The organism is Microbacterium candidum (assembly GCF_030315975.1).
In the GTDB taxonomy this organism is placed as follows: Bacteria; Actinomycetota; Actinomycetes; order Actinomycetales; family Microbacteriaceae; genus Microbacterium; species Microbacterium candidum.
Window position 1 is genome coordinate 299,841 of sequence record NZ_JASXSZ010000002.1, and the last position, 21,930, is coordinate 321,770.

Sequence of the window (21,930 nt, forward strand, 5' to 3'; positions counted from 1 at the left end):
GACGTGAACACACCTGAGGTCCTCGGCGCGGGAGTCGTCAAGCGCGCCACGGTGCTCGCAGACGGCCGCGACCTCGTCTACTACGACGACCCCGGCACGACGCTCGGCTCCGACCGCGCGGTCGACGCACGCGCGCTCGACCCGCGCCCCGAGACCGCGACGATGCGTCTCGATGTGCTGACCGGCGATTGGATCACGATCGCCGCCGCGCGCCAGAACCGCGTGATGCTGCCGAGCGCCGACGCCGACCCGCTCGCCCCGCAGTCCCCCACGAACCCCAGTGAAGTGCCCTCTCGCTACGACGTCGCGGTGTTCGAGAACCGCTCGCCCTCGTTCGGGCCCGCCCTCGCGGATGAGCGCGGCACCGCGCCCGCCGCCGACGACGCCCCCCGAGGTCTCGCCGACCTCGACGAGCTCGGCCTCGGCCGCACCCGCACGAGCGTCGGCCGCTGCGAGGTCGTGTGCTTCAGCCCCGAGCACAGCGGTTCGTTCGGAACGCAGACGGTGACACGCGCCCGCACCGTCATCGAGGCGTGGGCCGACCGCACTGCGGCGCTGTCGTCGCTGCCCGGCATCGAGCAGGTCTTCCCGTTCGAGAACCGCGGCGAGGCGATCGGCGTCACGCTGCCGCATCCGCACGGTCAGATCTACGCCTACCCCTACGTCACGCCGCGCACCCGGCGGGTCCTCGATGCGATCGAGCAGACCGGGCCCGACCTCTTCGATCGCATCCTCGCTTTCGAGCGCTCCTCGTCCCGCGTCATCCTCGAGGGCGAGCACTGGACCGCCTTCGTGCCGTTCGCCGCCCGCTGGCCCCTCGAGGTGCACCTCATGCCGCACCGGCACGTCCCCGACTTCACCGCCCTCGACGAGACCGAGCGCGACGAGCTCGCCCCCCTGTACCTGCGACTGCTGCGCGGCGTCGACGCCCTCTACGACTCCCCGACGCCGTACATCGCGGCCTGGCATCAGGCCCCGGTGCGCGTCGGACGGCATGCCGTGCGCCTGCACCTGCAGCTCACGTCGCCGCGGCGCGCCGCCGACAAGCTGAAGTTCCTCGCCGGATCCGAGGCGGCGATGTGGGCGTGGACCGCAGAGATCCCGCCGGAGACCTCCGCGGCGCGACTGCGCGAAGCCGTCGAGAGCGTCGCCGACCCGAGAAGCGAGGGACACGAATGAGCCGGAATGCTGCGCCCACAGGCTCCGCGACGCGAGCGGCGAGTGAGGCGGTCGTGGCGACGGCCCGCGCCCTGCTCTTCGCGCTGACCGGCGCCGAGCCCGACGGCGTCTGGTCGGCACCCGGCCGCGTCAACCTCATCGGCGAGCACACGGACTACAACGACGGCTACGCGATGCCGTTCGCGATCGACCACCGCACCGTCGCCGCCGTTCGTCGGCGGGAGGACGGTCGCATGCGCGTCGCCTCGACGTTCTCGCCCGAGCCCGTCGAGATCGACCTCGCCGACCTCTCCGGCGCGGAGTTCCCGCGCGACGCGATGCCGGAGTGGGCCGCGTATCCGCTCGGCGTCGCCTGGGCGCTCGGGACTGCCGGCCGTGAGGGCGTCGACATCGCCCTCGCCTCCGACGTGCCCGTCGGGGCGGGACTCTCGTCATCCGCCGCGATCGAGGGTGCGACCGCATCCGCCCTCCGCGACCTGTGGGGGCTCGACCTCGATGCGACCGCGCTCGCCCGCATCGGCCGCCGCGCCGAGAACGACGCCGTCGGCGCGCCGACCGGGATCATGGACCAGCTGGCGTCGATGCTCGGACGCCGGGATGCCGCGATCTTCATCGACTGCCGTTCGCTCGAAGGCACGCCCGTCGACCTCGGCTTCGCCGCCGCCGGCCTCGAGCTGCTCGTGATCGACACCCGCGTGCAGCACGCGCACTCGACGGGCGGCTACGGCGACCGTCGCGCCGCCTGTGAGCGCGGCGCCGCGGCGCTCGGCATGCCGGCGCTGCGGGACCTCTCCACCGCGGATCTCGACCGGGCCCGCAGCATCCTCGATGACGTCACGTTCCGCCGCGTGCGCCACGTCGTCACGGAGGACCAGCGCGTGCTCGACACGGTGCACGTCCTGCGCGCGGAAGGGCCGCTGGCGATCGGCGATCTGCTCGTCGCCTCTCACGTCTCGCTCCGCGACGACTTCGAGGTCTCGTGCCCCGAGCTCGACACCGCGGTCGACGCGGCGCTGGCCGCCGGCGCCCTCGGCGCCCGCATGACCGGCGGTGGATTCGGCGGCAGCGCCATCGCCCTCGTCGCACGGGAGAAGACGGATGCCGTGGCGGACGCCGTCACACGCGCGTTCGCCGACGCGGGCTTCACGGCTCCGGCCGTCTTCACGGTGCAGCCGTCGGAGGGCGCTCGCCGCGACGCCTGACCCGGCACACTCGGGGCGCCTGAACGGCCGGCCCGGGGGCGGCTGACCCTGGCGGAACGGGATGCCGCGGCCTAACGTCGAGAGCGGGGCCGCGGCATCCCGTCGCGCGCCCGTGAACCCGTCCCGCGAACAGGGAGCGTCATGGCATACCTCACCGTCGACCACGAGAACTCCGTCGACATCGACCTCTTCTACACCGACCAGGGCACCGGGCAGCCGGTGGTGCTGATCCACGGCTTTCCGCTCAACGGAGAGTCGTGGGGCGCGCAGGCGGGCGCGCTCCTGGACGCCGGATTCCGCGTGATCGCATACGACCGGCGCGGGTTCGGCGCATCCACGAAGGCGGCGTGGGGCTACAACTACGACACGTTCGCCGCCGATCTCAACGTGCTGATGGAGCGTCTCGACCTCCGCGACGCCGTGCTCGTGGGCTTCTCGATGGGCACCGGCGAGATCGCCCGCTATCTCGCCACCTACGGCAGTGCGCGTGTCGCGAAGGCCGTGTTCATCGGCTCGCTCGAGCCCTACTTGCTCGTCGGCGAGGACAACCCCGGAGGCGCTGCCCCGCAGGCGTACTTCGACGGGGTGTCGGCAACGATCCGGGCCGACCGCTACGCGTTCCTCACCGGCTTCTTCCACGACTTCTACAACCTCGACGAGAATCTCGGCTCGCGCATCTCGCCGGAGGCGCTGGCGGCGAGCGTGCAGGTCGGCAACCAGATGGGCAACGTCGCGATCGCGGCGGCTCCGCTGGCATGGCCGACCGACTTCCGCGCCGACATCCCCGCGATCGAGGTGCCCGCGCTGATCCTGCACGGCACGGCCGACAACATCCTGCCGATCGACGCGACCGCACGCCGATTCGCGCCGATGGTCCCGGGGGCGACGTTCGTCGAGATCGAGGGCGCTCCGCACGGGATGCTGCTGACCCATGCCGCCGAGGTGAACGAGGCGCTCCTCGCCTTCCTCGCCGGCTGACCCGTATCGAGAAGGCCCCCGCCTCCGAAGAGACGGGGGCCTTCCGTATCCGGCCGGCCGGTGGATCAGCCCTGCGCGGCGTTGGCCATCGCGATGAGACCGTCGATCATCTCCTCGCTGACGCCCTCGCCGCCTCCGGCGAGACCCGCCATCATGCCGACGCGGCCGATCGGGAACGACTCCATCATCTTGCTCATGTCGACGCCCTCCGGCATGATCGACGCCGTCTCGTCACCCAGACCGCCCATCATCTGAGCCATAGCGGCCTGTACGATCGGGCCCGCGATCGGGTGGCGCATGACCTCCCCGAGCGACGAGGAGCGCGACAGCGGCAGCGTGAACGCGTCGCCCACGATGGCGACTGTGGTGTTCGAGCGGATGTCGCGGCTGGAGGCGGCGACCTCGATCGTGTACTCGCCGCCCTCGACGATCCAGCGGTCGGCGCTGACGTTCCAGTACGCGAGGTCCTTGCGACGGACCGTGAGGGTCACCGTCTCGGTCTGGCCGGGCTCCAGGGCGACGGAGGCGAACGCCTTCAGCTCACGCGGCGCGCGCTGCACCGCGGAGCCGGACAGGGACGTGTAGACCTGAACGACCTCGCGGCCGGCGCGCTCGCCCGTGTTGGTCACCGCGACCGTCACCTCGACGTCGCCGTTCGCGTCGACGGCGGCGTTCGAGTCCCCGTACGCGAACGTAGTGTACGACAGGCCGTGCCCGAACGGGAACGTGACGCCCATGCGACGCACGTCGTACCACCGGTAGCCGACGTACAGGCCCTCGCCGTAGCGGACGTGCAGGAACTCGCCCGGGAAATCGAGGAACGCGGGGGTGTCCTCGAGGCGCTCCGGAATCGTCTCGGTCAGCTTGCCGGACGGGTTCACGTCGCCGAAGAGCACATCCGCGGTCGCGCCGCCGCCCGCCTGGCCGAGCAGCCACCCCTCGAGGATCGCCGGCACGCGGTCCGCGAACGGCAGCGCCACGACGCCTCCGTTGGAGAGCACCACGACCGTGTTCGGGTTCGCGGCGAGCACCGCGTCGAGCAGCGCGAGCTGCGCGGCGGGGATGTCGATGTCCTCGCGGTCGTAGCCCTCGGACTCGAGACGGGCGGGCAGGCCCAAGAACACGACGGCGACCTCGGCGGTGGATGCGGCGGCCACGGCCTCCGCACGCAGCGACGCGGTCTCCTCCTCCGACACCTGCAGCGCGTTGCTGAAGCCCGGCGCGTACGCGACCACGCCGGTCGCGGCAGCGCGGATCTCGTCGAGCGCGTTGTCCAGGCGCGTCGGGTTGATCATCGAGGACCCGGCGCCCTGGTAGCGGGGCTTCTGCGCGAACTCGCCGATGACAGCGATCTTCGCGTCCTTCGCCAACGGCAGCACGCCGCCCTCGTTCTTCAGGAGCACGATCGAACGCCCCGCCGCCTCACGCGCGAGCGCGTGATGGGCGTCGACGTCCAGCGGACCAGCGACCGCCCCGGCGCCGGCCTGCGCCTTGCGCACGAGGTCGAGGACGCGGTCCGCCGCGACATCCACCGCCTCCTCGCCGAGCGAGCCCTCGCGGACGGCCGCGACGATCTGCGCGTCGGTGACACCGTTCGACGACGGCATCTCCAGGTCCAGACCCGCCGGAAGCCCGACGACGCGGTCGTTCACGGCACCCCAGTCGGAGACGACGAGGCCCTCGAAGCCCCACTCGTCGCGCAGCACCTGCGTGAGCAGCCACGGGTCCTCCGACGCGTACACGCCGTTGATGCGGTTGTAGGAGCACATCACCGTCCACGGCTGCGCGTCCTCGACGACGCGCTGGAAGCCGCGCAGGTAGATCTCGCGCAGCGGACGCGGGTCGACGTCGCTCGACGCCCGCATCCGGTCGTTCTCCTGGTTGTTGGCGGCGAAATGCTTCAGCGACGTGCCGACGCCCTTCGACTGGATGCCGTTGACGATCGCCGCGCCCAGCACGCCGGAGACGATCGGGTCCTCGGAGAGGTACTCGAAGTTGCGGCCGCACAACGGCGAACGCTTGATGTTGATGCCGGGACCGAGCAGCACCGCGACATTCTCGATCGACGTCTCGATGCCGAGCGCCTCGCCCACGCGGTGGATCAGCTCGACATCCCACGACGACCCGAGGCCGACCGCCGGCGGGAAACACGTCGCCGGGACGCTGTCGCCGATGCCGAGGTGGTCGCCGGACTCGCGCTGCTTGCGCAGACCGTGCGGGCCGTCGGTGACCATGATCGCCGGCACGCCGACGCGTTCGATCGGCTTCGTGTACCAGAAGCTCGCGCCGCTCGTGAGCGACGCCTTCTCCTCGAGGGTGAGGTCGGATGCGGTGACCTCGAGTGCGGTGCCAGTTGCGGTGACATCGGTCATGCGGGCGTCCTTTCGGTTGGAGGGGTGTGGTGCCCGGGGCGGCACGAAGGATGCTTCGCACCGCCCCGGAGTCATTCAGCGGGTCGCCTTGATGAACCAGACGCAGAACGCGCCGAGGATCGAGAGGACGATGCCGACGGGGAAGAGCCCTGCGTAGCCGAAGGTCAGCGCGATCGCGCCGCCGACCGCCGGGGCGAGCGTCTGCGGCAAGGTCGCGGCGATGTTCACCACGCCGAGGTCCTTCGCGAACGACTTCGCCGACGGGAGGACCTGGCTCATCAGGGCCGTGTCGACCGCCTGGAACATGCCGAAGCCGAGACCCATGACGAAGGTCATGACCATCCAGGACGTGATGGTCGGCGAGATCCACGGCAGCAACAGTGCGAGTCCCATGACGACCGACGAGCCGAACACGAACGGCTTGCGGCGGCCGATCTTGTCGGAGAGCGGCCCGGAGATCGCCGTCGTGATCAAGACACCCGCAATGCTGATGAGCCCCAGGAGCGGGATGACCGTCTCGGGCTTCGAGACGTGGAGGTAGTCGGTCAGGATGTACAGCTGGTAGCCGGTGACCGCGAAGTAGCCGGTGTAGAGAAGCAGGCGGCCGGTGAATGCCCAGAAGAAGTCGGGGTGCTTGACCGGGTTGACCCAGAAGGTGCGGAGGAAGTCACCGAGGCTGAACGGCTCGCGTGCGAAGTTCGTGCTCGGGTGGTCCGGGTTGAACACGACGAACAGCGTGAGAACGACGAGCGCAGTGACGGCGAAGATGACGTAGCCGACGGAAATGCTGTGGAAGAACAGCGCTCCCAGGATCGAGCCACCGAGCGCACCGACCATGAGACCGATGCCCGAGAGCGTCGCGAACGTACCACGACGAGCGATCGGCACGCGGTCTGGCATGATCGCCGACAGCGGGCCCTGCGCGAAGTTGTACGCGATCTGGACGAGGACCCAGGCGACGACGAATCCGGGAAGAGTGTTCGCGAATGCCATCCCGATCAGCGCGAGCGCTCCGGCGAGCGCGCCGAGGATCATCCACGGAGCACGACGACCGAAGCGCGATCGGGTCCGGTCCGAGATCTGTCCGGCGATCGGCTGAGCGATCATGGCCGCGATCGCGCCGATGGTGCTGATGATCACCATGTTCGCGAGCTTGTCGTTGTCGCCGAGGGCCACGCGAACCTGCTCGGGCAGCAGGACGCCCGGCACCGAGCCCCAGATCGCGAAGATCACGAAGTTGGCGGGAAGGACCCACCACAGGAGGCGTCGGACGCCCTTGATGGGAGCGGGCGGGTCGTCCTCGCCGGAAGCGGTGGCGACGAACGTGGTCTCGGTGATCGGCGCGGCTGGCGCGGACTCGGACGGCAGTGTCATGGGATTCCTTCGGGTGTGGCAGGAAGCGCTCGCCTCTGAGCGCAACAAAACCTTACGACACTCGGTTTTCACGCACAAGAGCGAGTTTTCCGGTCTACGCTCGAAGCATGGCCAAGAGAGGTTCGTACGCCAAGGGCGTCGCCAAGCGCGAGGAGATCCTCACGAGCGCGCTGGACGTGATCGCCCGCGAGGGCTTCCGCAAGGCATCCGTCCGGGAGATCGCAGATGCCGTGGGCCTCAGCCAGGCGGGGCTCCTCCACTACTTCGGCTCGAAGGAGCAGCTGTTCGTCGAGATCATGCGCAAGCGCGACGAGGTCGACACCGAGCACTTCGACCTCGACTCCTCGCACTACAACCCGATGCGCGAGGGCTACCTCCGGGTCATCCGCCACAACAGCGAGGTCCCTGGAGTCGTCGAGCTCTTCTCGCGCCTCGCCGTCGAGGCGAGCGACGTCGAGCACCCCGCGCACGAGTACTTCCTCCAGCGCAGCGCGCTCATCCGCGAGCTGTTCACGAAGTCGATCGCCGAGGAGCAGGAAGCGGGCCGCGTGACCGACAAGGTCGATGCCGAGGTGCTCGCGCGCATCCTCCAGGCCGTGTCCGACGGGATGCAGCTGCAGTGGCTGCTCGACCGCGACGTCGACATGGCAGCCACGGTGGACGCCCTCTTCACCCTCCTCGGCGCCGCCCCGGCGAACACCGCCGCGAGCGCGCCGGCGGGCGAGACATCCACAGCAGACTCATAACGATTCGGGAACGAGCGCGGATTCCGAATACTTAACCTCGCTAGGTTTTCATCTCCGACACATCGAAGGAGATGACATGCGAAAGTTCCTCCCCCGCATCGCGATCGCGGCCGTGGTCGCCATCGGCGCCACGACCCTCACCGGCTGGGCGGTCTCGGCCGCGAACGCGGCACCCGCATCCGTGGGAACGGCCGCGGCGAGCCCAGCCACCTCGAACCGTGACGCCACCGTGCAGATCTACCTGACTCGGCACGGCAAGACGATCCTGAACTCGCTCGACCGCGTGCAGGGCTGGTCCGACTCGCCGCTGACGGCGGCAGGCCGCGACGTCGCGGAGACCGTCGGCAAGAACCTCAGCGCGCGCGAGGGGACCTTCGACGCCGCCTATTCGGCCGACATGGTCCGTCACTTCGAGACCGCGTCGATCATGCTCAAGGCGATGGGCTCGAAGCTCACGCCGACGCGACTGGAGGGCCTGCGCGAGATCGACTTCGGGAAGTTCGAGGGCGCCGAGAACGCGAAGATGTACGGCCCGATCATGGCGAAGCTCGGCATCACGAACCCGGCCGACCTGTTCACCCACAACCTCGACGAGCTCATGAGCGCCATGAAGACCGTGGCATCCACCCCCGACCTTCCGGCCGAGGACTGCGCCGACGTCGACGTGCGTATGATGGCGTCGCTGAACGAGATCGCCTCGGATGCGGCGAAGCATCGCGAGGGCAAGGTACTCGTCGTCTCGAGCGGCATCTCGATCTCGTGCGTGCTCGAATCGATGGGCGCCGAGACTCCGGCCACGGGCATCGCGAACGGTGCGGTGAACCTGCTCGAGTACAAGGGCGGTGCCTGGACCGTGAAGTCCGTCAACGACACGAGCTACGCGCAGTGACGTCCCGGCGAAGGGCGGTGCTCTCAGGAGTGCCGCCCTTCGCTGCGCCTACGATGCATCCATGCCCCTCGACACCGCGGACATCCGCCGCCGCAATCTGGGCCTCGTGCTCGGGTGCGTGCTCGAGGCGGACGCGGCTGCGCGCAGCGACATCGCGGACGCGACGGGCCTGTCCCGGGGTGCGGTGACGTCGCTCGTGGCGGATCTCGTGGAGGCCGGTCTCGTCCGCGAGTCGAGCGCGATCGCCGCAGCCAAGGGTCGGCCGCGCGTCCTCCTGGAGCCTGCGGGCGACGACGTCTGCCTCGTGACCGCGCTCCTCGACGCCGATCACGCGACGGCGGTCGTCTCCGATATCGCGGGAGACACGCTGGCGCGGGTCGAGCGGCGTCACGGCCGCCCGTTCGGGGATCCGGCGGCGGTCGCCTCCGTACTGGCGTCGGTCATCGACGAGGCGGTGGATGCGGTCCCCCGCCGCATCGCAGATCTCTCCGTTGTCGTGTGGGCGCCGGTCGGCGGGGATCCCGCGGTCGTCCTCGCGGACACCGATCTCGGATGGGGCGAAGTCGACGTCATCGCGCTGCTGCGCGACCGGTCGCGCAGCGTCGCCGTATTCGACCGATCGATCTCGCTGCGCGACGACGCGACGGTGGCCGCCCGCGCCGAACATGCCGCGCGCGGCGGCATCGGGTCGCTCCTGTACCTCAAGGGCGACTCCGGCATCGGCGGCGCCACGGTCTTCGACCAGACCCCGCCGCTCGTCATCGGCGGTGCTCTCGGACACGTGCCGATCGTGCCCGACGGCGAACTGTGCGCGTGCGGCCAGCGGGGGTGCCTCGTGACCGTCGCGGGTCCCGACATCCTGCTCGAGCGCGCCGGGCTGACCCCGTTCGCCGAGGAGAGCGGGCTCACCTCCGCCCTCGACGAGTTCATCGCACGCGTCCGCGCCGGGGAGCCGGCCGCGATCGCCGCCTGGTCGCACGGGCGGACGGAGATCGCCCGCGCGCTGCAGATCACCGCGATGACGCTGGCGCCGCAGCTGATCGTCTTGGGCGGCTTCCTCGCGGATCTCGCCGCCGACGTCGACGCGACCTTCGCATCGATCCAGCCGCACATCCTGGGCGCCGGCGACTACCCGACCGCACGCGTCGTCGCGAGCGCCTTCGGAAAGGACGCGGCGCTCGTCGGCGCGCAACGCGCTGCCCGCGAACGGCTCCTCGCCGATCCGCTCGCGTTCTGACCCCACGCGCCGAGGGGGTATCGGTTCAGAACGAATGCACCCTCGCGCGCGGAATCGTGATAATTCAGGACTTGAATTTTTACGGGAGATGGCGGACAATCTCATTACCGAACGCTGTTCGGCTTTCGCTCCGCACCCGACATCTTCAAGGAAGAGGGAGTCACGTGTCCGCAAACCCCGTCGGCGATCAGGCCGCCGCCGTCGCCCCCACCGGCGTCATCTCCGCCACCGCGCCCGCCGCAGGCGAGCCGGCCGCCAGCCCGCCCGCCACCAAGCGCCTGCTCCCGAGCATGCTGATCGCCGGCCTCACGCTGTTCGCGACGTACGCGGGCCTCATCGCGATCCTGCTGCCGACGCAGGTGCAGGTCCTCTTCGGCGAGAAGCACGCGGAGGCCAATCTCGCGATCGTCACGACGACGTCGTTCGTCTTCACGCTGTTCGCCCAGCCTCTCGCGGGCGCCTTCAGCGACCGCACCCGCTCGCGGTTCGGCCGCCGCGCCCCGTGGATGGTGATCGGCGCGCTCGTCGGCGGCATCCTGCTGCTCGGCATGGGCTCGCTCACGCAGCTCGTCTGGATCACGGTCTTCTGGGTCGTCATCCAGGTCGCCCTGAACTTCCTGCAGGCGCCCCTGACGACGATCACCGCCGACCGCTTCCCGCGCTCCAAGCGCGGCGGCGCGAGCGCCATGCTCGGCATCGGCATGCAGCTCGGCGGCATGATCGGCGTCATGATCGCGAGCGCCCTCGCCGCGCACTTCGGCGTCGCGTACTCGATCTTCGGCATCGGCGTGATCGTCGTGACGGCCCTCTTCGTCCTCGTCAACCGCGACTGGTCGTCGAAGGACGCGGCGCGCGACAAGTTCTCCTGGGCGGCCTTCTTCAAGGGCTTCTGGGTCAACCCGCGCAAGCACCCGGACTTCGCGTGGGCGTTCGCGGCACGGTTCCTCCTGATCCTCGGCTACTTCGTCGTCTCGAGCTACCAGCTGTACATGCTGCAGAAGTACATCGGCCTGTCGCTGTCCGCGGCGCAGGGCGCCGTCCTCACGCTGACGCTCGTCGCGTTCGTCCCGACACTGCTCGCGATCGGCCTCTCCGGCTGGTGGAGCGACAAGGTCGGCCGCCGCAAGGTGTTCATCTACGTCGCCTCGGTCATCATGGCCGTCGGGTTCGTGATGCCGCTCATCATGCCGAACATGACCGGCATGATCCTCATGAGCGTCATCAACGGCCTCGGGTTCGGCGTGTACATGGCCGTCGACGCCGCGCTCATGACCGAGGTGCTGCCGAACCCGGGAGGGGCCGCCGCGAAGGACCTCGGCATCCTCAACGTCGCCACCAACATCCCGCAGGCGCTCAGCCCCTCGATCGCCCTGCTCATCATCAGCGCCCTCGGCGGCTATGCGATGCTCTTCGTGTTCGCGATCATCTTCGTGATCCTCGCGGCCATCGCAACGGCCCCCATCAAGGGCGTCCGCTAAGGAGGACTCGTGACAGACACCCAGATCGACACGTTCGTCGAGGTCGACGCCCCCACCGGCCGTGTGCGCGGCGCGTGGCGCCCGACCGTCGGATCGGACGTGCGCAGCGCGGCGTTCCTCGGCATCCCGTTCGCCGAGGCCCCCGTCGGCGACCTGCGATTCGCCGCCCCCGTGCGCAAGACCCGCTGGGAGGGCGTGCGCGACGCGCTCGACTTCGCGGCCACTGCGCAGCGCGGCGACCCCGGCGTGACCCTCATCCCGGAGCCGTCGATCCCCGGCGAGTCGACCCTGAACGTCAACGTCTTCACGCCCAGACCGGGCGAAGAGGATGCGGAACTCCCCGTGCTCGTGTGGATCCACGGCGGCGGCTACTTCGCCGGCTCCCCCGCGAGCCCCTGGTACGACGGCCGCAGTTTCAACCGCGACGGCGTCGTGACGGTGTCGGTCGGCTACCGCCTCGGCTTCGTCGGCTTCGGGCACGTCGACGGCGCGCCCGACAACCGCGGCGTGCGCGACTGGATCGCCGCGCTGGAGTGGGTGCGGGAGAACATCCGCGCCTTCGGCGGCGACCCGTCCCGCGTCACGATCGCGGGACAGTCCGCGGGCGGCGGCGCCGTGCTGACCCTGCTCGGCATGGAGAAGGCGCAGCACCTGTTCCACGGCGTGTGGGCGCTGTCCGGTGCGACCGCCGACGTCACACCGGAGAACGCGCGCACTCTCACGGCGACGGTCGCGAACAAGCTCGGGATCGAGCCGACGCTCGCCGCCTTCACCGAGGTCGACGAGGAGAAGCTGATCGAGGCGCAGAAGGCCGCGACCGACATCAAGGACCTGAGCGTGCTGCTCGACGGCGGTCTCATGCTCGGGCCCGCGATCGACGGCGACCTCCTCGTGCGTCCGACGATCGACTCGCTCGTCGCCGGCGTCGGCGCGGACAAGCCGCTCGTCCTCGGTGCGACGGACGACGAGTTCTCCATGGCGCTCGCGGGTCAGGAGAAGAAGCTGCGCTGGATCCCGCTGTCGCTCCTCCTCGGCAAGATGGGCCTGAAGAGGGATGCGCGCAGGCGCTACCTCGCGGCGAACCCGGCGGTGGTCGCGAAGGGCCACGCGGCCGTGGTCGGGCGGTACATCTCGGACAAGATGTTCAAGACCGCGGTGATCCGGACCGCCGACGCGCGCGGCGCCGCCCCGACGTGGGTGTACCGCTACTCGTACGCGGGATCGCCGTTCGGATCGGCGGTGCACTGCATCGACGTGCCGTTCTGGTTCGACTGCCTCGACTCGCCGGTCGGAATCCCGGCTCTCGCAGGACCGAAGCCGCCGCAGGCGCTGGCGGATGCCACGCACGGCGCGGCAGTCGCGCTGATCCGCGAGAGCACGGCGGAATGGCCGTCGTGGTCGGGTCAGCCCGGCGCGACGCGCGTGTTCGGGGGGTCCGCATCCTCCCCCGACGTCCAGCGCGACGGCTACGCCGGGGTCCGGCCCCTGCTGTAACCGTCACTGCGTTTCGTCTCGCTGCGCTCGCTCAACGACCACGGGCAGATCACCCTGCGCGGGTCGTTGTGCGAGGGAGGGACGACCGAGACGAAACGCAGCTTCCAGACACGGGCGGCGTCCCTCCACGGGTGTGAGGGACGCCGCCCGTCCCATGTCTAGGCGAGGGCGGGGATGACCTCGCGTTCGAAGAGCTCGACCCCGGATGCGTCGTATGCGAGCTCCGGGAAGTAGTGGATGCTGTAGCCCAGCCCGTGCGCGGCGCGCACCGCGAGGCGCTCGGCGACCTGCTCCGGCGTGCCGAAGGCGTCCGAGGTCAGGTAGTCGTGCTCGATGCGGTCGGCGTGATGCTGCCCGACGAAGGGCAGGAGTCGCGCCTTGACCGCGGCGAGCCGGTCGCGCGCCTCCGCCTCGGTCGCCCCGACGATCGTGTTGAAGTTCGAGCTGCGGGTGATCGCACCGAAATCGCGGCCGAGCGCGTCGCAGTGCCCGCGCAGCACGCTGCTCTTGCGGTCGAAGTCCTCGAGCGAGCCGGCGAAGTTCGTGTAGCCCGCATACTGCGCCGCGATCTTCAGCGTCACCTTCTCGCCCCCGCCGGCGACCCACAGCGGGATGCCGCCCTCCTGGACGGGCTGCGGCTGCACGATCGCGCCGTCGACCTGGTAGTGCAGGCCGTCGAGGGTCGCCGTGCCGGTCGTCCACGCCTGGTGCATGATCTCGACGCCCTCGCGCAGCATCCGCAACCGCTCCGGGACCTCCGGGAATCCGTACCCGTACGCGCGCCACTCGTGCTCGTACCAGCCGCCGCCGATGCCCATCTCCAGGCGCCCGCCCGACACGTGGTCGACCGTCGCGGCGACCTTTGCGAGGTACGTCGGGTTGCGGTAGCCCATGCAGGTGCACATCTGGCCGAGCCGGATGCGGCGGGTGGATGCGGCGAACGCGGCCATGAGAGTCCACGCCTCGTGCGTGGCCTCCTCGCTCGGCACCGGAGTCGTGTGGAAATGGTCGTAGACCCACAGCGACTCCCACGGGCCGGCGTCGACGCGCTCGGCGAGCGCGCGCATCGTGGGCCAGTGGTCTGCGGGGTCGATGCCGACGAGGTCGAATCGCCAGCCCTGGGGGAGGAAGGTTCCGAAACGCATGACCTCAGGCTATGACGCGGGCGCGCGGCATCCGCGCGGTCATCACCTCGATCGCGTCCTGGTTCTCGTCGATCAGCACCGCGTCGCGGCCGAGCGCGGTCGCAACCGCTCCCGTCGTGCCGCTGCCCGCGAACGGATCGAGGACGGCATCGCCGGGCCTGCTGGATGCCTGCACGATCCGCCGCAGGATCCCCTCCGGCTTCTGCGTCGGGTATCCCGTCTTCTCGCGGCCGGTCGTCGGCACGATCGTGTGCCACCACACATCCGTCGGCAGCTTCCCGCGCGCCGCCTTCTCCGGCGTGACGAGACCGGGGGCCATGTACGGCTCGCGGTCGACGGCATCCGCGTCGAAGAAGTACGTCTTCGGGTTCTTGACGTACACCAGGATCGTGTCGTGCTTCGTCGGCCACCGGCGCCTGCTCTTCGCACCGTAGTCGTATGACCAGATGAGCTCGTTGAGGAACCGATCGCGCCCGAACAGGGCGTCCAGCAGCACCTTGGCGTAGTGCGCCTCGCGGTAGTCGAGGTGCAGGTAGAGGGTTCCGTCGTCGGCGAGAAGGCGCCACGCCTCGGTCAACCGGGGCTCGAGGAACCCCCAGTAGTCGTCGAACCGGTCGTCGTAGGCGCGCAGGTCGCCGCGCAGCCGCTCGTAGTCGCGCCCGTGGAACCCGGCGTGCACGCGTGTGGTCTCGCCGCCCGGTTCGGAACTCCTCAGTTCCGACCCCGGATCGGCTGACACCGGCTCCACCTGGCTGGATTCAGCACGATCTTGAGGAGTTCGGGTCGCACGTTCGACGGCCTTCGTGCGCGTGCGCCCGGTGTTGAAGGGCGGATCGAGGTACACGAGGGCGAACGAGCCGCCGGATAGCGCCTGCATGACGGACAGGTTGTCACCGTGATGGATGCGGATCTCGCCCGACACGGGCGCCGACCCCTGGGCGGGCTCGGGGACTGGAGCCTCCACGGTCACGGGACGCGGTTCAGCCATGCATCCGTCGCGAACTTCGACGCGACGAGCGCCTCCGCCTCGGCGTACTCCTCGGCGGTGATGGATCCGGGCACGGCTCCGTACAGGTTCGAGAACGTGTCGATGAACCGCTCGATGATGGCCTCGCGGGAGAGGCCGGTCTGGCTGCGGAGCGGGTCGACGCGCTTGGCTGCGGACACCGTGCCCTTGTCGCTGAGCTTCTCGCGGCCGATGCGGAGGACCTCCGTCATCACCTGGCCGTCCATGTCATAGCTGAGGGTCGCGTGGTGCAGCACCCCGCCGTTGGCGAGCCGCTTCTGCGCGGCGCCGCCGATCTTGCCGTGCGGGCCGGCGATGTCGTTGAGCGGCTGGTAGACGGCGTCGATCCCGAGCGACCGCAGCGCCTGCAGCACCCAATCGTCGAGGAAGGCGTACGAGTCGGCGAACGTCATGCCCGCGACGAGGGATGCCGGCACGTACAGCGAGTACGTGACGATCGAGTTCGCACCCATCATCATCGCGCCGCCGCCGGAGATCCGGCGGACGACGTCGAATCCATGGCGCGCGGCGCCTTCCGGATCGACCTCGTTGCGCAGCGACTGGAACGACCCGATGACGACGGCGGACTCGTTCCACTCCCACAGCCGGAGCGTCGGGTTGCGGCGCCCGTCGCCGACGCGCATGGTGAGCACTTCGTCGAGCGCGAGGTTCATGCGCGGCGAGACCGGCTTCTCGTGCACGACCTCCCAGGAGAAGTCCTTCCAGCCGGGAGCCGTCACCAGTGCTCTGCGCACCGCGGTGCCGACCGAGTCCGGCGTGAAGCCGAGCAGCTGCGCGCCCTCGGGAAGCGCACCGCGCACGGCCGCTGCGATGCCCGCCGCATCCGTCTCCACCGGCAGTCCGTTCACCGCCGCGTCGATATCGGCCAGGGCGTCGTCCGGCTCGAGGAAGAAGTCGCCCGCGAGGCGGAAGTCCGCGATGCGCCCGTCCCGGACCTCGAGGTCCACGACGACGAGCTTTCCGCCGGGGACCTTGTATTCGCCGTGCATCATCCCAGCGTACGGGTCAGTCGCGGGCCGGGAAACGCGTGTCGAGCCAGGCCAGGAGGTCGGCGCGCACCTCGACCTGGTCCTTCTCGTTGAAGATCTCGTGCCTGTCGCGCGGGTACACGAGGGTCGTCACGTCGGTGAAGCCCGAGCGGGTGCGATACGCATCCGCGAGCATGTGGACGCTGCGCGGTCCGCCGACGGTGTCCTCGCCGCCGACCATGAGGAGGCTCGGGATGTCGCGGCCGAGGTTCTTGCGCGGCTTGCCGAACTGGCGCGCGGAATCGAGGAGGCCGAACAGCTTGAGCATCGGCGTGTCGTTCGTCAGCGGATCGGCGGCGAAGTCGGCCCACACCGCGGGATCCGAGGAGAGCCACTCGAGGCCGGTGGCATCCTTCGCCCGCCACGGCTTGTTGAGGTCTCCCCCGTTGAGCGCACCGGGCCACAGGAGAGCCGATCCGGAGAGGATCAGTCCGTCGTACGCGTCGGGGTGCTGGTTGACGAGCTTCTGCGCAAGGAACGAGCCCCACGAGTGCCCGAGCATCACGAGCGGCAGGTCGGGGTTCTCCGCCCGGATCATCTGCGTGTGCAGCCAGATCGCCTCGACCGCAGCGGGATGCCCGCCCGGACCGAGGCGGCCGAGCTTGGCGGCATCGCCGTACTGCCCCATCCCGGTGCGTCCGTGGCCCCGGTGGTCGTCCGCGTAGACCGTGTACCCGGCCGCCGTGAGCGCGGCGACGAGCGCCGGGTAGCGCCCGGCGTGCTCGCCGACGCCGTGCAGCAGCTGCACGATCGCGCGCGTGGTCGTCTGCGCGGGGTGCACGTCGTAGACGATCCGGATGCCACGGGCATCCGTGAACGATCGCTCCTCGGTGGCGGGTGTGGCGAGCGGCGCGGGGGTGCCGTCGGGTGCGGCGGGGCCGTCTTCTTCGAGCGGAGCCATGCGCAGGATTCTACGTGGGGGTGGCGTTCTCGTCGCGCGGCCCGGAGAAGCCGACTCTCGGCGTGGGGCGAGTCAACCGACCGTCGAGGCCCGCACGACCAGTTCCGGCTGGAACACCACGTGGCGCTGGGCTTCTCCGCCCGCATCCTGCATCGCGAGCAGCAGATCGACCGCCGTGGATCCGATGAGTGCCGCCGGCTGCCGCATCGAGCTCAGCGGGATCACGGCGGCGGACGCGAAGTCGATGTCGTCGTAGCCGATGAGGGCGATGTCGGCCGGGACATGAACATCGCCCGTCATCACCAGGCTCTGCAGAATCCCCAGCGCAAGGAGATCGTTCGCCGCGAAGATCGCATCGGGCCGGGAGACGGGATCGCGAGACAGCAGCTGCTCCCCCACTCGGCGCCCTTCGTCGACGGTGAGCGCTGCCGTTCCGATGAACTCCAGGGCAGCGCCCGCCGCCGCGACGGCTGCCTGTGCGCCCTCGAGGCGGTCGGAGACCTGCCTGATCGAGACCGGGCCTCCGACGAAGGCAAGCCTGCGACGCCCGACGGAGAGAAGATGTTCGGCCGCGACGCGGCCGCCTTCCACATCGTCGACGGCGACGGAGGCGAACCGCACGTCTCGCGACTCGCGATCGACGAGGACCGTCGGGATGCCGCGATCCCGCATGAGCGCGAGGCGCGGGATGTTCTCCGCGACCGGTGTCACGAGCACGCCGAGCGCCCGCTGCTCCTCGAACAGGTCGAGGTGGACCGCCTCCCGGTCGGCGTTCTCGTCGCTGTTGGCCACGAGAACAGTGAGACCGTGCGCGTTCGCACGTTCCTCGGCTCCACGGGCGACCTCGGTGAAGAAGGGGTTGCGCAGGTCGAGGACCACGAGCCCGATCGTGCGGCTCCGCCCTGCGCGCAGCTGACGTGCGGCGTCGTTGCGCACGAACCCGAGTCGCGCGATCGCGGACTGCACGCGCGCCACCGTTTCAGCGGAGACCTTCTCGGGTCGATTGAGCACATTGGACACGGTGCCGACGGACACGCCCGCGTCCTCGGCGACATCTCGCACGCTGACCGCCATCACGCACCTCCTCGTGAGACTGTACCGGTCTCGTACGGCGCGGCACCCCGCCCCGCCGATCCGATTGAAACGAATCAGTCACAGTTTGACGTATTTCGACAAGGACCACTTGACATCCGCCATCGCGCTCGGTCAGACTGCAGTCACAGTCTTGAAACGATTCATTTCTCAACGCAGAGGACGTGACAACGCGCATGAACGAATCCCCCGTCCTGCAGCTCGAAGGCGTTGCCAAATCGTTCGGCCCGGTCATCGCGCTGCGGTCGGGCAGCCTCACGCTCGAGCCGGGGTCCATCCACGCTCTGATCGGCGAGAACGGTGCCGGAAAGTCGACGCTCGTCAAGATCATGGCCGGACTGTACCGGCGCGACTCGGGTGACTTCCGCCTGCACGGCGAGCCCGTCGACTTCTCCACGACCGCGCAGTCCAAGGCCGCCGGTATCGCCGTCATCTACCAGGAGCCGACGCTGTTCCCCGATCTGTCGGTCACCGAGAACATCTTCATGGGAAGGCAGCCGACGGGCAGGCTCGGACGGATCGATCGCAGGTCGATGCGGCAGGAGACGGCGCAGATCTTCGGCCGGCTCGGCGTCACGATGGACCCCGACCGCATCACCGAGGGCTTGTCGATCGCCGATCAGCAGATCATCGAGATCGCGAAGGCGATCTCACTCGACGCCAGCGTGCTCATCATGGACGAGCCGACCGCGGCGCTCAGCGGCGTGGAGGTCGAGCGCCTCTTCGCCGTCGCACGCAGTCTGCGCGACGAAGGTCGCGCGGTTCTGTTCATCTCGCACCGGTTCGACGAGGTCTTCGCGCTCTGCGACACCGTGACGGTGATGCGCGACGGCGCGTACATCGCGACGACGCCGATCTCGGAGACCACGGTCGATCAGCTCGTGCGCCAGATGGTCGGCCGCGACGTGACGGAGCTCTTCCCGAAGCAGACCGTGCCGATCGGCGAACCCCTTCTGGAGGTCTCGGGCCTCACGAGCGCAGGTGTGTTCCACGACATCTCGTTCGACGTGCGCGCCGGTGAGATCGTCGCACTCGCCGGTCTCGTGGGCGCCGGCCGGAGCGAGGTCGCGCGCGCTGTCTTCGGCATCGACCCATACAGCGCCGGCGAGGTACGGCTGCTCGGCCGCACGGTCCCGCGCAGCAGTCCGACGGACGCGATGCGCGCAGGCCTCGCGCTCGTGCCCGAGGACCGTCGCAAGCAGGGCCTCGTGATCGAGTCCGGCGTCGGCCAGAACATCACACTGTCGATCCGCCGTCAGCTCTCGAAGTTCGGAATCCTGACGACCGGCATGGAGAACCGCGCGGCGAAGGTCTGGGCGAGCCGCCTCGAGGTGAAGACGCACGCGCTCGACACGGTCGCGGGCACCCTGTCCGGAGGCAACCAGCAGAAGGTCGTGCTCGCGAAGTGGCTCGCCACGAACCCTCGCGTCCTCATCGTCGACGAGCCGACCCGAGGCATCGACGTCGGCACGAAGGCGGAGGTGCACCGTCTCCTCTCCGAGCTCGCGGGCCAGGGCATCGGCATCCTCATGATCTCGTCCGAGCTTCCCGAAGTGCTCGGCATGGCCGACCGCGTCCTCGTCATGCACGAAGGCCGCATCACGGCCGAACTCCCCCGCGCCGAGGCCACGTCCGAGAACGTCATGTTCGCAGCCACCCACTCCACGGAGCAGCACCGATGACCACGACCACCGCGCTCCGCACCTCCAGCGTGACCACGACGCTCGCCGCCATAGGGCGCGCCCGAGAGGTCGGCATCCTCATCGCCCTCGCCGCGGTGATCGCCGCTGCGACGATCAAGAACCCGGCGTTCCTGTTCAGCCCGGACGGATGGCGCGACCTGCTGCTGACGCCCTCGATCCTGGTCCTCGTGGCCATCGGCGAATCGATCGTCATCATGACCAGGAACGTCGACCTCTCCGTCGGGTCGATCGTCGGTCTCACCGCCTACCTGACCGGCCGGCTGTTCAGCGACGTCCCCGGGATCCCGATCCCGGTGGTGGTCCTGCTGGCGGTCCTGCTGGGCGCCGTGCTCGGGATCATCAACGGAGCGCTCGTCGCGTTGGCCCGGGTTCCGGCAATGGTCATCACGCTCGGCACGCTGTACGCGTACCGCGGCATCGCCGTGGTGTGGGCGGGGAGCAATCGCGTCAACGCGTCCGACCTCCCGCCCGCCTTCCTCGGACTCGGGACCGGACAGATCCTCACCATCCCGATCCTCACGATCGTGGCCGCGGTGGTGCTGATCGCCGCCGCGTGGTACCTCCGCAACACGAGGGGAGGTCGCGAGTACTACGCGATCGGATCCGACCCCGCGGCGGCCCGGCTGTACGGCCTGCGGGTGACACGACGGCTGCTCACCGCCTTCGTCCTCTCGGGCGCGCTCGCCGGGCTCGCCGGCGTCTTCTATGCCGCGCGGTACGGGACGGTGGACTCGCAGGCCGGAACCGGATGGGAGCTGCAGGCGGTCGGCGCAGCCGTGATCGGCGGCGTCGCCATCACCGGTGGTGTCGGAACCGTGTGGGGTGCGGCCATCGGAGCCTTCCTCCTTCTCACCATCAACCGCGCACTTCCCGTGCTCGGCATCCCGGACTTCTGGCAGGGAGCGGTCGTCGGCGTGCTGATCCTCGGCGCCATCGTGCTCGACCGGTTCCTGGCGATCCGCCAGAGACAACGACTCATCGAAGCGAGGGACGACGCATGAGCAGCCCCACAGCACCCGCCCGGCGCATCCCGGACCACGGCCGACCGCTCTGGCGCCGCGTCCTCCTCACCCGAGAGATGGCGATCGTCGCGCTGCTCGTCATCGTGGCCGTCGTCGCGATGTCGACCATCCGCGGGTTCGGACAGCCGATCACCCTCACCTTCCTCCTCCTCGACGTGACCCCGATCCTGCTCATCGCGCTGCCGATGACGCTGGTCATGGTCACCGGCGAGATCGATCTGTCCGTCGGCAGCATGGTGGGCCTGTCGAGCGTCGTCACCGGCGCGCTCGTCCAGATGCACGTTCCCTTCGGACTGGCCGCGCTCGCCGCCCTCATCGTCGGCCTCGTGGGCGGGGCGTTCAACGGACTGCTCGTGACCGCCGTCGGCCTCCCGTCGCTCGCGGTGACGATCGGCACACTCGCCCTGTTCCGTGGGATCGCCGTCGGCATCCTCGGCACGACCGCGGTCACGGACTTCCCGAGCGAGTGGAGGGCCCTCGCCCAGGCCAACATCCACGGCACGACGATCCCGTACATCATGTTCCCGTTCGCCATCCTGCTCGCGATCTTCGCGGTGCTGCTCCACCTCACCCCGTTCGGTCGCGGGATCTACGCCATCGGACTGTCGAAGGATGCGGCCCGCTTCTCCGGCGTGCATGTCGACAGGACGAAGCTCATCCTGTTCGTCCTCTCCGGCCTCGTCGCCGCGTTCGCGGGCATCTTCTACACGCTTCGCTTCGGCAGCGCGCGCGGCGACAACGCGACGGGCCTGGAGCTCCAGGTCATCGCGGCCGTCGTGCTCGGCGGCGTGTCGGTGTTCGGCGGCCGCGGGCGGCTCTACGGGGTCGTGGCCGCAGTGCTGCTCATCGGCACGCTGTCGAGTGCGCTGCGCCTCGCGAACGTCACCTCCGACGTCATCAACATCATCACGGGCGTTCTGCTCATCGTCTCGGTCGTCGCCGCCAGCGTCCTCAACTGGCTGCAGAACCGGCGACGCCGCCCGAAGCAGTCCCCACCAGCTGTCGCGGTCACCACAGCCGGATGACGAGACCGCAGACCCGCCGCGACGCTCCGCCCGCGGCA

General features: G+C 69.6%; 18 protein-coding genes. 11 read left to right on the forward strand and 7 right to left on the reverse strand.

The window, feature by feature from the left end:
* Positions 1-3: 3 nt before the first annotated feature.
* The 3 genes from galT to QSV35_RS07795 all read left to right on the forward strand — a co-directional run bounded on the left by galT (position 4) and on the right by QSV35_RS07795 (position 3,359).
* Positions 4-1,179: a galactose-1-phosphate uridylyltransferase gene (galT, locus tag QSV35_RS07785; protein WP_286288092.1), complete on the forward strand. Its 1,176-nt coding sequence runs from the start codon at positions 4-6 to the stop codon at positions 1,177-1,179.
* Entirely contained in the window at positions 1,176-2,381 is a 1,206-nt protein-coding gene (gene galK, locus QSV35_RS07790; RefSeq protein ID WP_419956823.1) for a galactokinase, read from the forward strand. Before galT ends, galK begins: the two co-directional genes overlap by 4 nt.
* A 141-nt stretch (positions 2,382-2,522) precedes the next feature.
* The gene (locus QSV35_RS07795; protein WP_286288094.1) at positions 2,523-3,359 is read left to right on the forward strand and encodes an alpha/beta fold hydrolase; all 837 of its coding nucleotides are present in this window, start codon (positions 2,523-2,525) and stop codon (positions 3,357-3,359) included.
* A gap of 65 nt (positions 3,360-3,424) precedes the next feature.
* On the opposite strand, the gene QSV35_RS07800 is transcribed toward QSV35_RS07795, so the two are convergent.
* Entirely contained in the window at positions 3,425-5,731 is a 2,307-nt protein-coding gene (locus QSV35_RS07800; RefSeq protein WP_286288095.1) for a glycoside hydrolase family 3 C-terminal domain-containing protein, read from the reverse strand.
* A gap of 75 nt (positions 5,732-5,806) precedes the next feature.
* Complete coding sequence (locus QSV35_RS07805; RefSeq protein ID WP_286288096.1) at positions 5,807-7,105, reverse strand: MFS transporter; 1,299 nt, start codon at positions 7,103-7,105, stop codon at positions 5,807-5,809.
* A gap of 107 nt (positions 7,106-7,212) precedes the next feature.
* Here QSV35_RS07805 and QSV35_RS07810 point away from each other — a divergent pair, with 107 nt between their 5' ends.
* From QSV35_RS07810 to QSV35_RS07830, 5 genes are all read left to right on the forward strand, one after another.
* Positions 7,213-7,851 (forward strand): TetR/AcrR family transcriptional regulator, encoded by a 639-nt coding sequence (locus tag QSV35_RS07810; protein ID WP_286288097.1) that lies wholly within the window; start codon positions 7,213-7,215, stop codon positions 7,849-7,851.
* A 76-nt stretch (positions 7,852-7,927) separates the two neighbouring features.
* Positions 7,928-8,740: a histidine phosphatase family protein gene (locus tag QSV35_RS07815; RefSeq protein ID WP_286288098.1), complete on the forward strand. Its 813-nt coding sequence runs from the start codon at positions 7,928-7,930 to the stop codon at positions 8,738-8,740.
* Positions 8,741-8,801: 61 nt separating this feature from the next.
* A complete protein-coding gene (locus QSV35_RS07820; RefSeq protein ID WP_286288099.1) occupies positions 8,802-9,977 on the forward strand; it encodes an ROK family transcriptional regulator in 1,176 nt (391 codons plus the stop codon).
* Positions 9,978-10,141: 164 nt separating this feature from the next.
* Entirely contained in the window at positions 10,142-11,455 is a 1,314-nt protein-coding gene (locus QSV35_RS07825; protein WP_286288100.1) for an MFS transporter, read from the forward strand.
* A gap of 9 nt (positions 11,456-11,464) precedes the next feature.
* Positions 11,465-12,949 (forward strand): carboxylesterase/lipase family protein, encoded by a 1,485-nt coding sequence (locus tag QSV35_RS07830; RefSeq protein WP_286288101.1) that lies wholly within the window; start codon positions 11,465-11,467, stop codon positions 12,947-12,949.
* A gap of 158 nt (positions 12,950-13,107) precedes the next feature.
* Here the strand turns inward: QSV35_RS07830 and QSV35_RS07835 are convergent, their stop codons facing one another.
* The 5 genes from QSV35_RS07835 to QSV35_RS07855 form a co-directional block, all read right to left on the reverse strand.
* Positions 13,108-14,094, reverse strand: a complete 987-nt coding sequence (locus tag QSV35_RS07835; RefSeq protein WP_286288102.1) for an LLM class F420-dependent oxidoreductase — start codon at positions 14,092-14,094, stop codon at positions 13,108-13,110.
* A gap of 4 nt (positions 14,095-14,098) precedes the next feature.
* Positions 14,099-15,082: a DNA-methyltransferase gene (locus QSV35_RS07840; RefSeq protein WP_419956824.1), complete on the reverse strand. Its 984-nt coding sequence runs from the start codon at positions 15,080-15,082 to the stop codon at positions 14,099-14,101.
* Positions 15,061-16,110 carry a lipoate-protein ligase LplAB gene (locus QSV35_RS07845; protein ID WP_286288103.1) on the reverse strand — a complete coding sequence of 350 codons (1,050 nt, stop codon included), beginning with the start codon at positions 16,108-16,110 and terminating at the stop codon, positions 15,061-15,063. The genes QSV35_RS07840 and QSV35_RS07845 overlap by 22 nt, the downstream gene beginning before the upstream one ends.
* 16 nt (positions 16,111-16,126) lie before the next feature.
* Positions 16,127-17,050, reverse strand: coding sequence for an alpha/beta fold hydrolase (locus QSV35_RS07850; protein ID WP_286288104.1), 924 nt, complete (start codon positions 17,048-17,050; stop codon positions 16,127-16,129).
* A 72-nt stretch (positions 17,051-17,122) separates the two neighbouring features.
* Entirely contained in the window at positions 17,123-18,124 is a 1,002-nt protein-coding gene (locus QSV35_RS07855) for a LacI family DNA-binding transcriptional regulator (RefSeq protein ID WP_286288105.1), read from the reverse strand.
* A 194-nt stretch (positions 18,125-18,318) separates the two neighbouring features.
* On the opposite strand from QSV35_RS07855, the gene QSV35_RS07860 reads away from it, so the two are divergent.
* The 3 genes from QSV35_RS07860 to QSV35_RS07870 are packed head-to-tail and all read left to right on the forward strand — an operon-like array spanning position 18,319 to position 21,892.
* The gene (locus QSV35_RS07860) at positions 18,319-19,824 is read left to right on the forward strand and encodes a sugar ABC transporter ATP-binding protein (RefSeq protein ID WP_286288106.1); all 1,506 of its coding nucleotides are present in this window, start codon (positions 18,319-18,321) and stop codon (positions 19,822-19,824) included.
* On the forward strand, positions 19,821-20,846 hold the full coding sequence (locus tag QSV35_RS07865; RefSeq protein WP_286288107.1) for an ABC transporter permease: 1,026 nt from the start codon (positions 19,821-19,823) through the stop codon (positions 20,844-20,846). The genes QSV35_RS07860 and QSV35_RS07865 overlap by 4 nt, the downstream gene beginning before the upstream one ends.
* Positions 20,843-21,892 (forward strand): ABC transporter permease, encoded by a 1,050-nt coding sequence (locus tag QSV35_RS07870; protein WP_286288108.1) that lies wholly within the window; start codon positions 20,843-20,845, stop codon positions 21,890-21,892. The genes QSV35_RS07865 and QSV35_RS07870 overlap by 4 nt, the downstream gene beginning before the upstream one ends.
* Positions 21,893-21,930 lie beyond the last annotated feature (38 nt).

Bases quoted from the DNA above. Each gene is read 5' to 3' on its own strand.
- QSV35_RS07840 (WP_419956824.1), bottom strand. From the start codon at position 15,082: ATGGCTGAACCGCGTCCCGTGACCGTGGAGGCTCCAGTCCCCGAGCCC.
- galK (WP_419956823.1), top strand. From the start codon at position 1,176: ATGAGCCGGAATGCTGCGCCCACAGGCTCCGCGACGCGAGCGGCGAGT.
- QSV35_RS07845 (WP_286288103.1), bottom strand. From the start codon at position 16,110: ATGCACGGCGAATACAAGGTCCCCGGCGGAAAGCTCGTCGTCGTGGAC.
- QSV35_RS07795 (WP_286288094.1), top strand. From the start codon at position 2,523: ATGGCATACCTCACCGTCGACCACGAGAACTCCGTCGACATCGACCTC.
- QSV35_RS07850 (WP_286288104.1), bottom strand. From the start codon at position 17,050: ATGGCTCCGCTCGAAGAAGACGGCCCCGCCGCACCCGACGGCACCCCC.
- QSV35_RS07815 (WP_286288098.1), top strand. From the start codon at position 7,928: ATGCGAAAGTTCCTCCCCCGCATCGCGATCGCGGCCGTGGTCGCCATC.
- QSV35_RS07805 (WP_286288096.1), bottom strand. From the start codon at position 7,105: ATGACACTGCCGTCCGAGTCCGCGCCAGCCGCGCCGATCACCGAGACC.
- QSV35_RS07865 (WP_286288107.1), top strand. From the start codon at position 19,821: ATGACCACGACCACCGCGCTCCGCACCTCCAGCGTGACCACGACGCTC.
- QSV35_RS07810 (WP_286288097.1), top strand. From the start codon at position 7,213: ATGGCCAAGAGAGGTTCGTACGCCAAGGGCGTCGCCAAGCGCGAGGAG.
- QSV35_RS07855 (WP_286288105.1), bottom strand. From the start codon at position 18,124: ATGGCGGTCAGCGTGCGAGATGTCGCCGAGGACGCGGGCGTGTCCGTC.
- QSV35_RS07860 (WP_286288106.1), top strand. From the start codon at position 18,319: ATGAACGAATCCCCCGTCCTGCAGCTCGAAGGCGTTGCCAAATCGTTC.
- QSV35_RS07835 (WP_286288102.1), bottom strand. From the start codon at position 14,094: ATGCGTTTCGGAACCTTCCTCCCCCAGGGCTGGCGATTCGACCTCGTC.
- QSV35_RS07820 (WP_286288099.1), top strand. From the start codon at position 8,802: ATGCCCCTCGACACCGCGGACATCCGCCGCCGCAATCTGGGCCTCGTG.
- QSV35_RS07800 (WP_286288095.1), bottom strand. From the start codon at position 5,731: ATGACCGATGTCACCGCAACTGGCACCGCACTCGAGGTCACCGCATCC.
- QSV35_RS07870 (WP_286288108.1), top strand. From the start codon at position 20,843: ATGAGCAGCCCCACAGCACCCGCCCGGCGCATCCCGGACCACGGCCGA.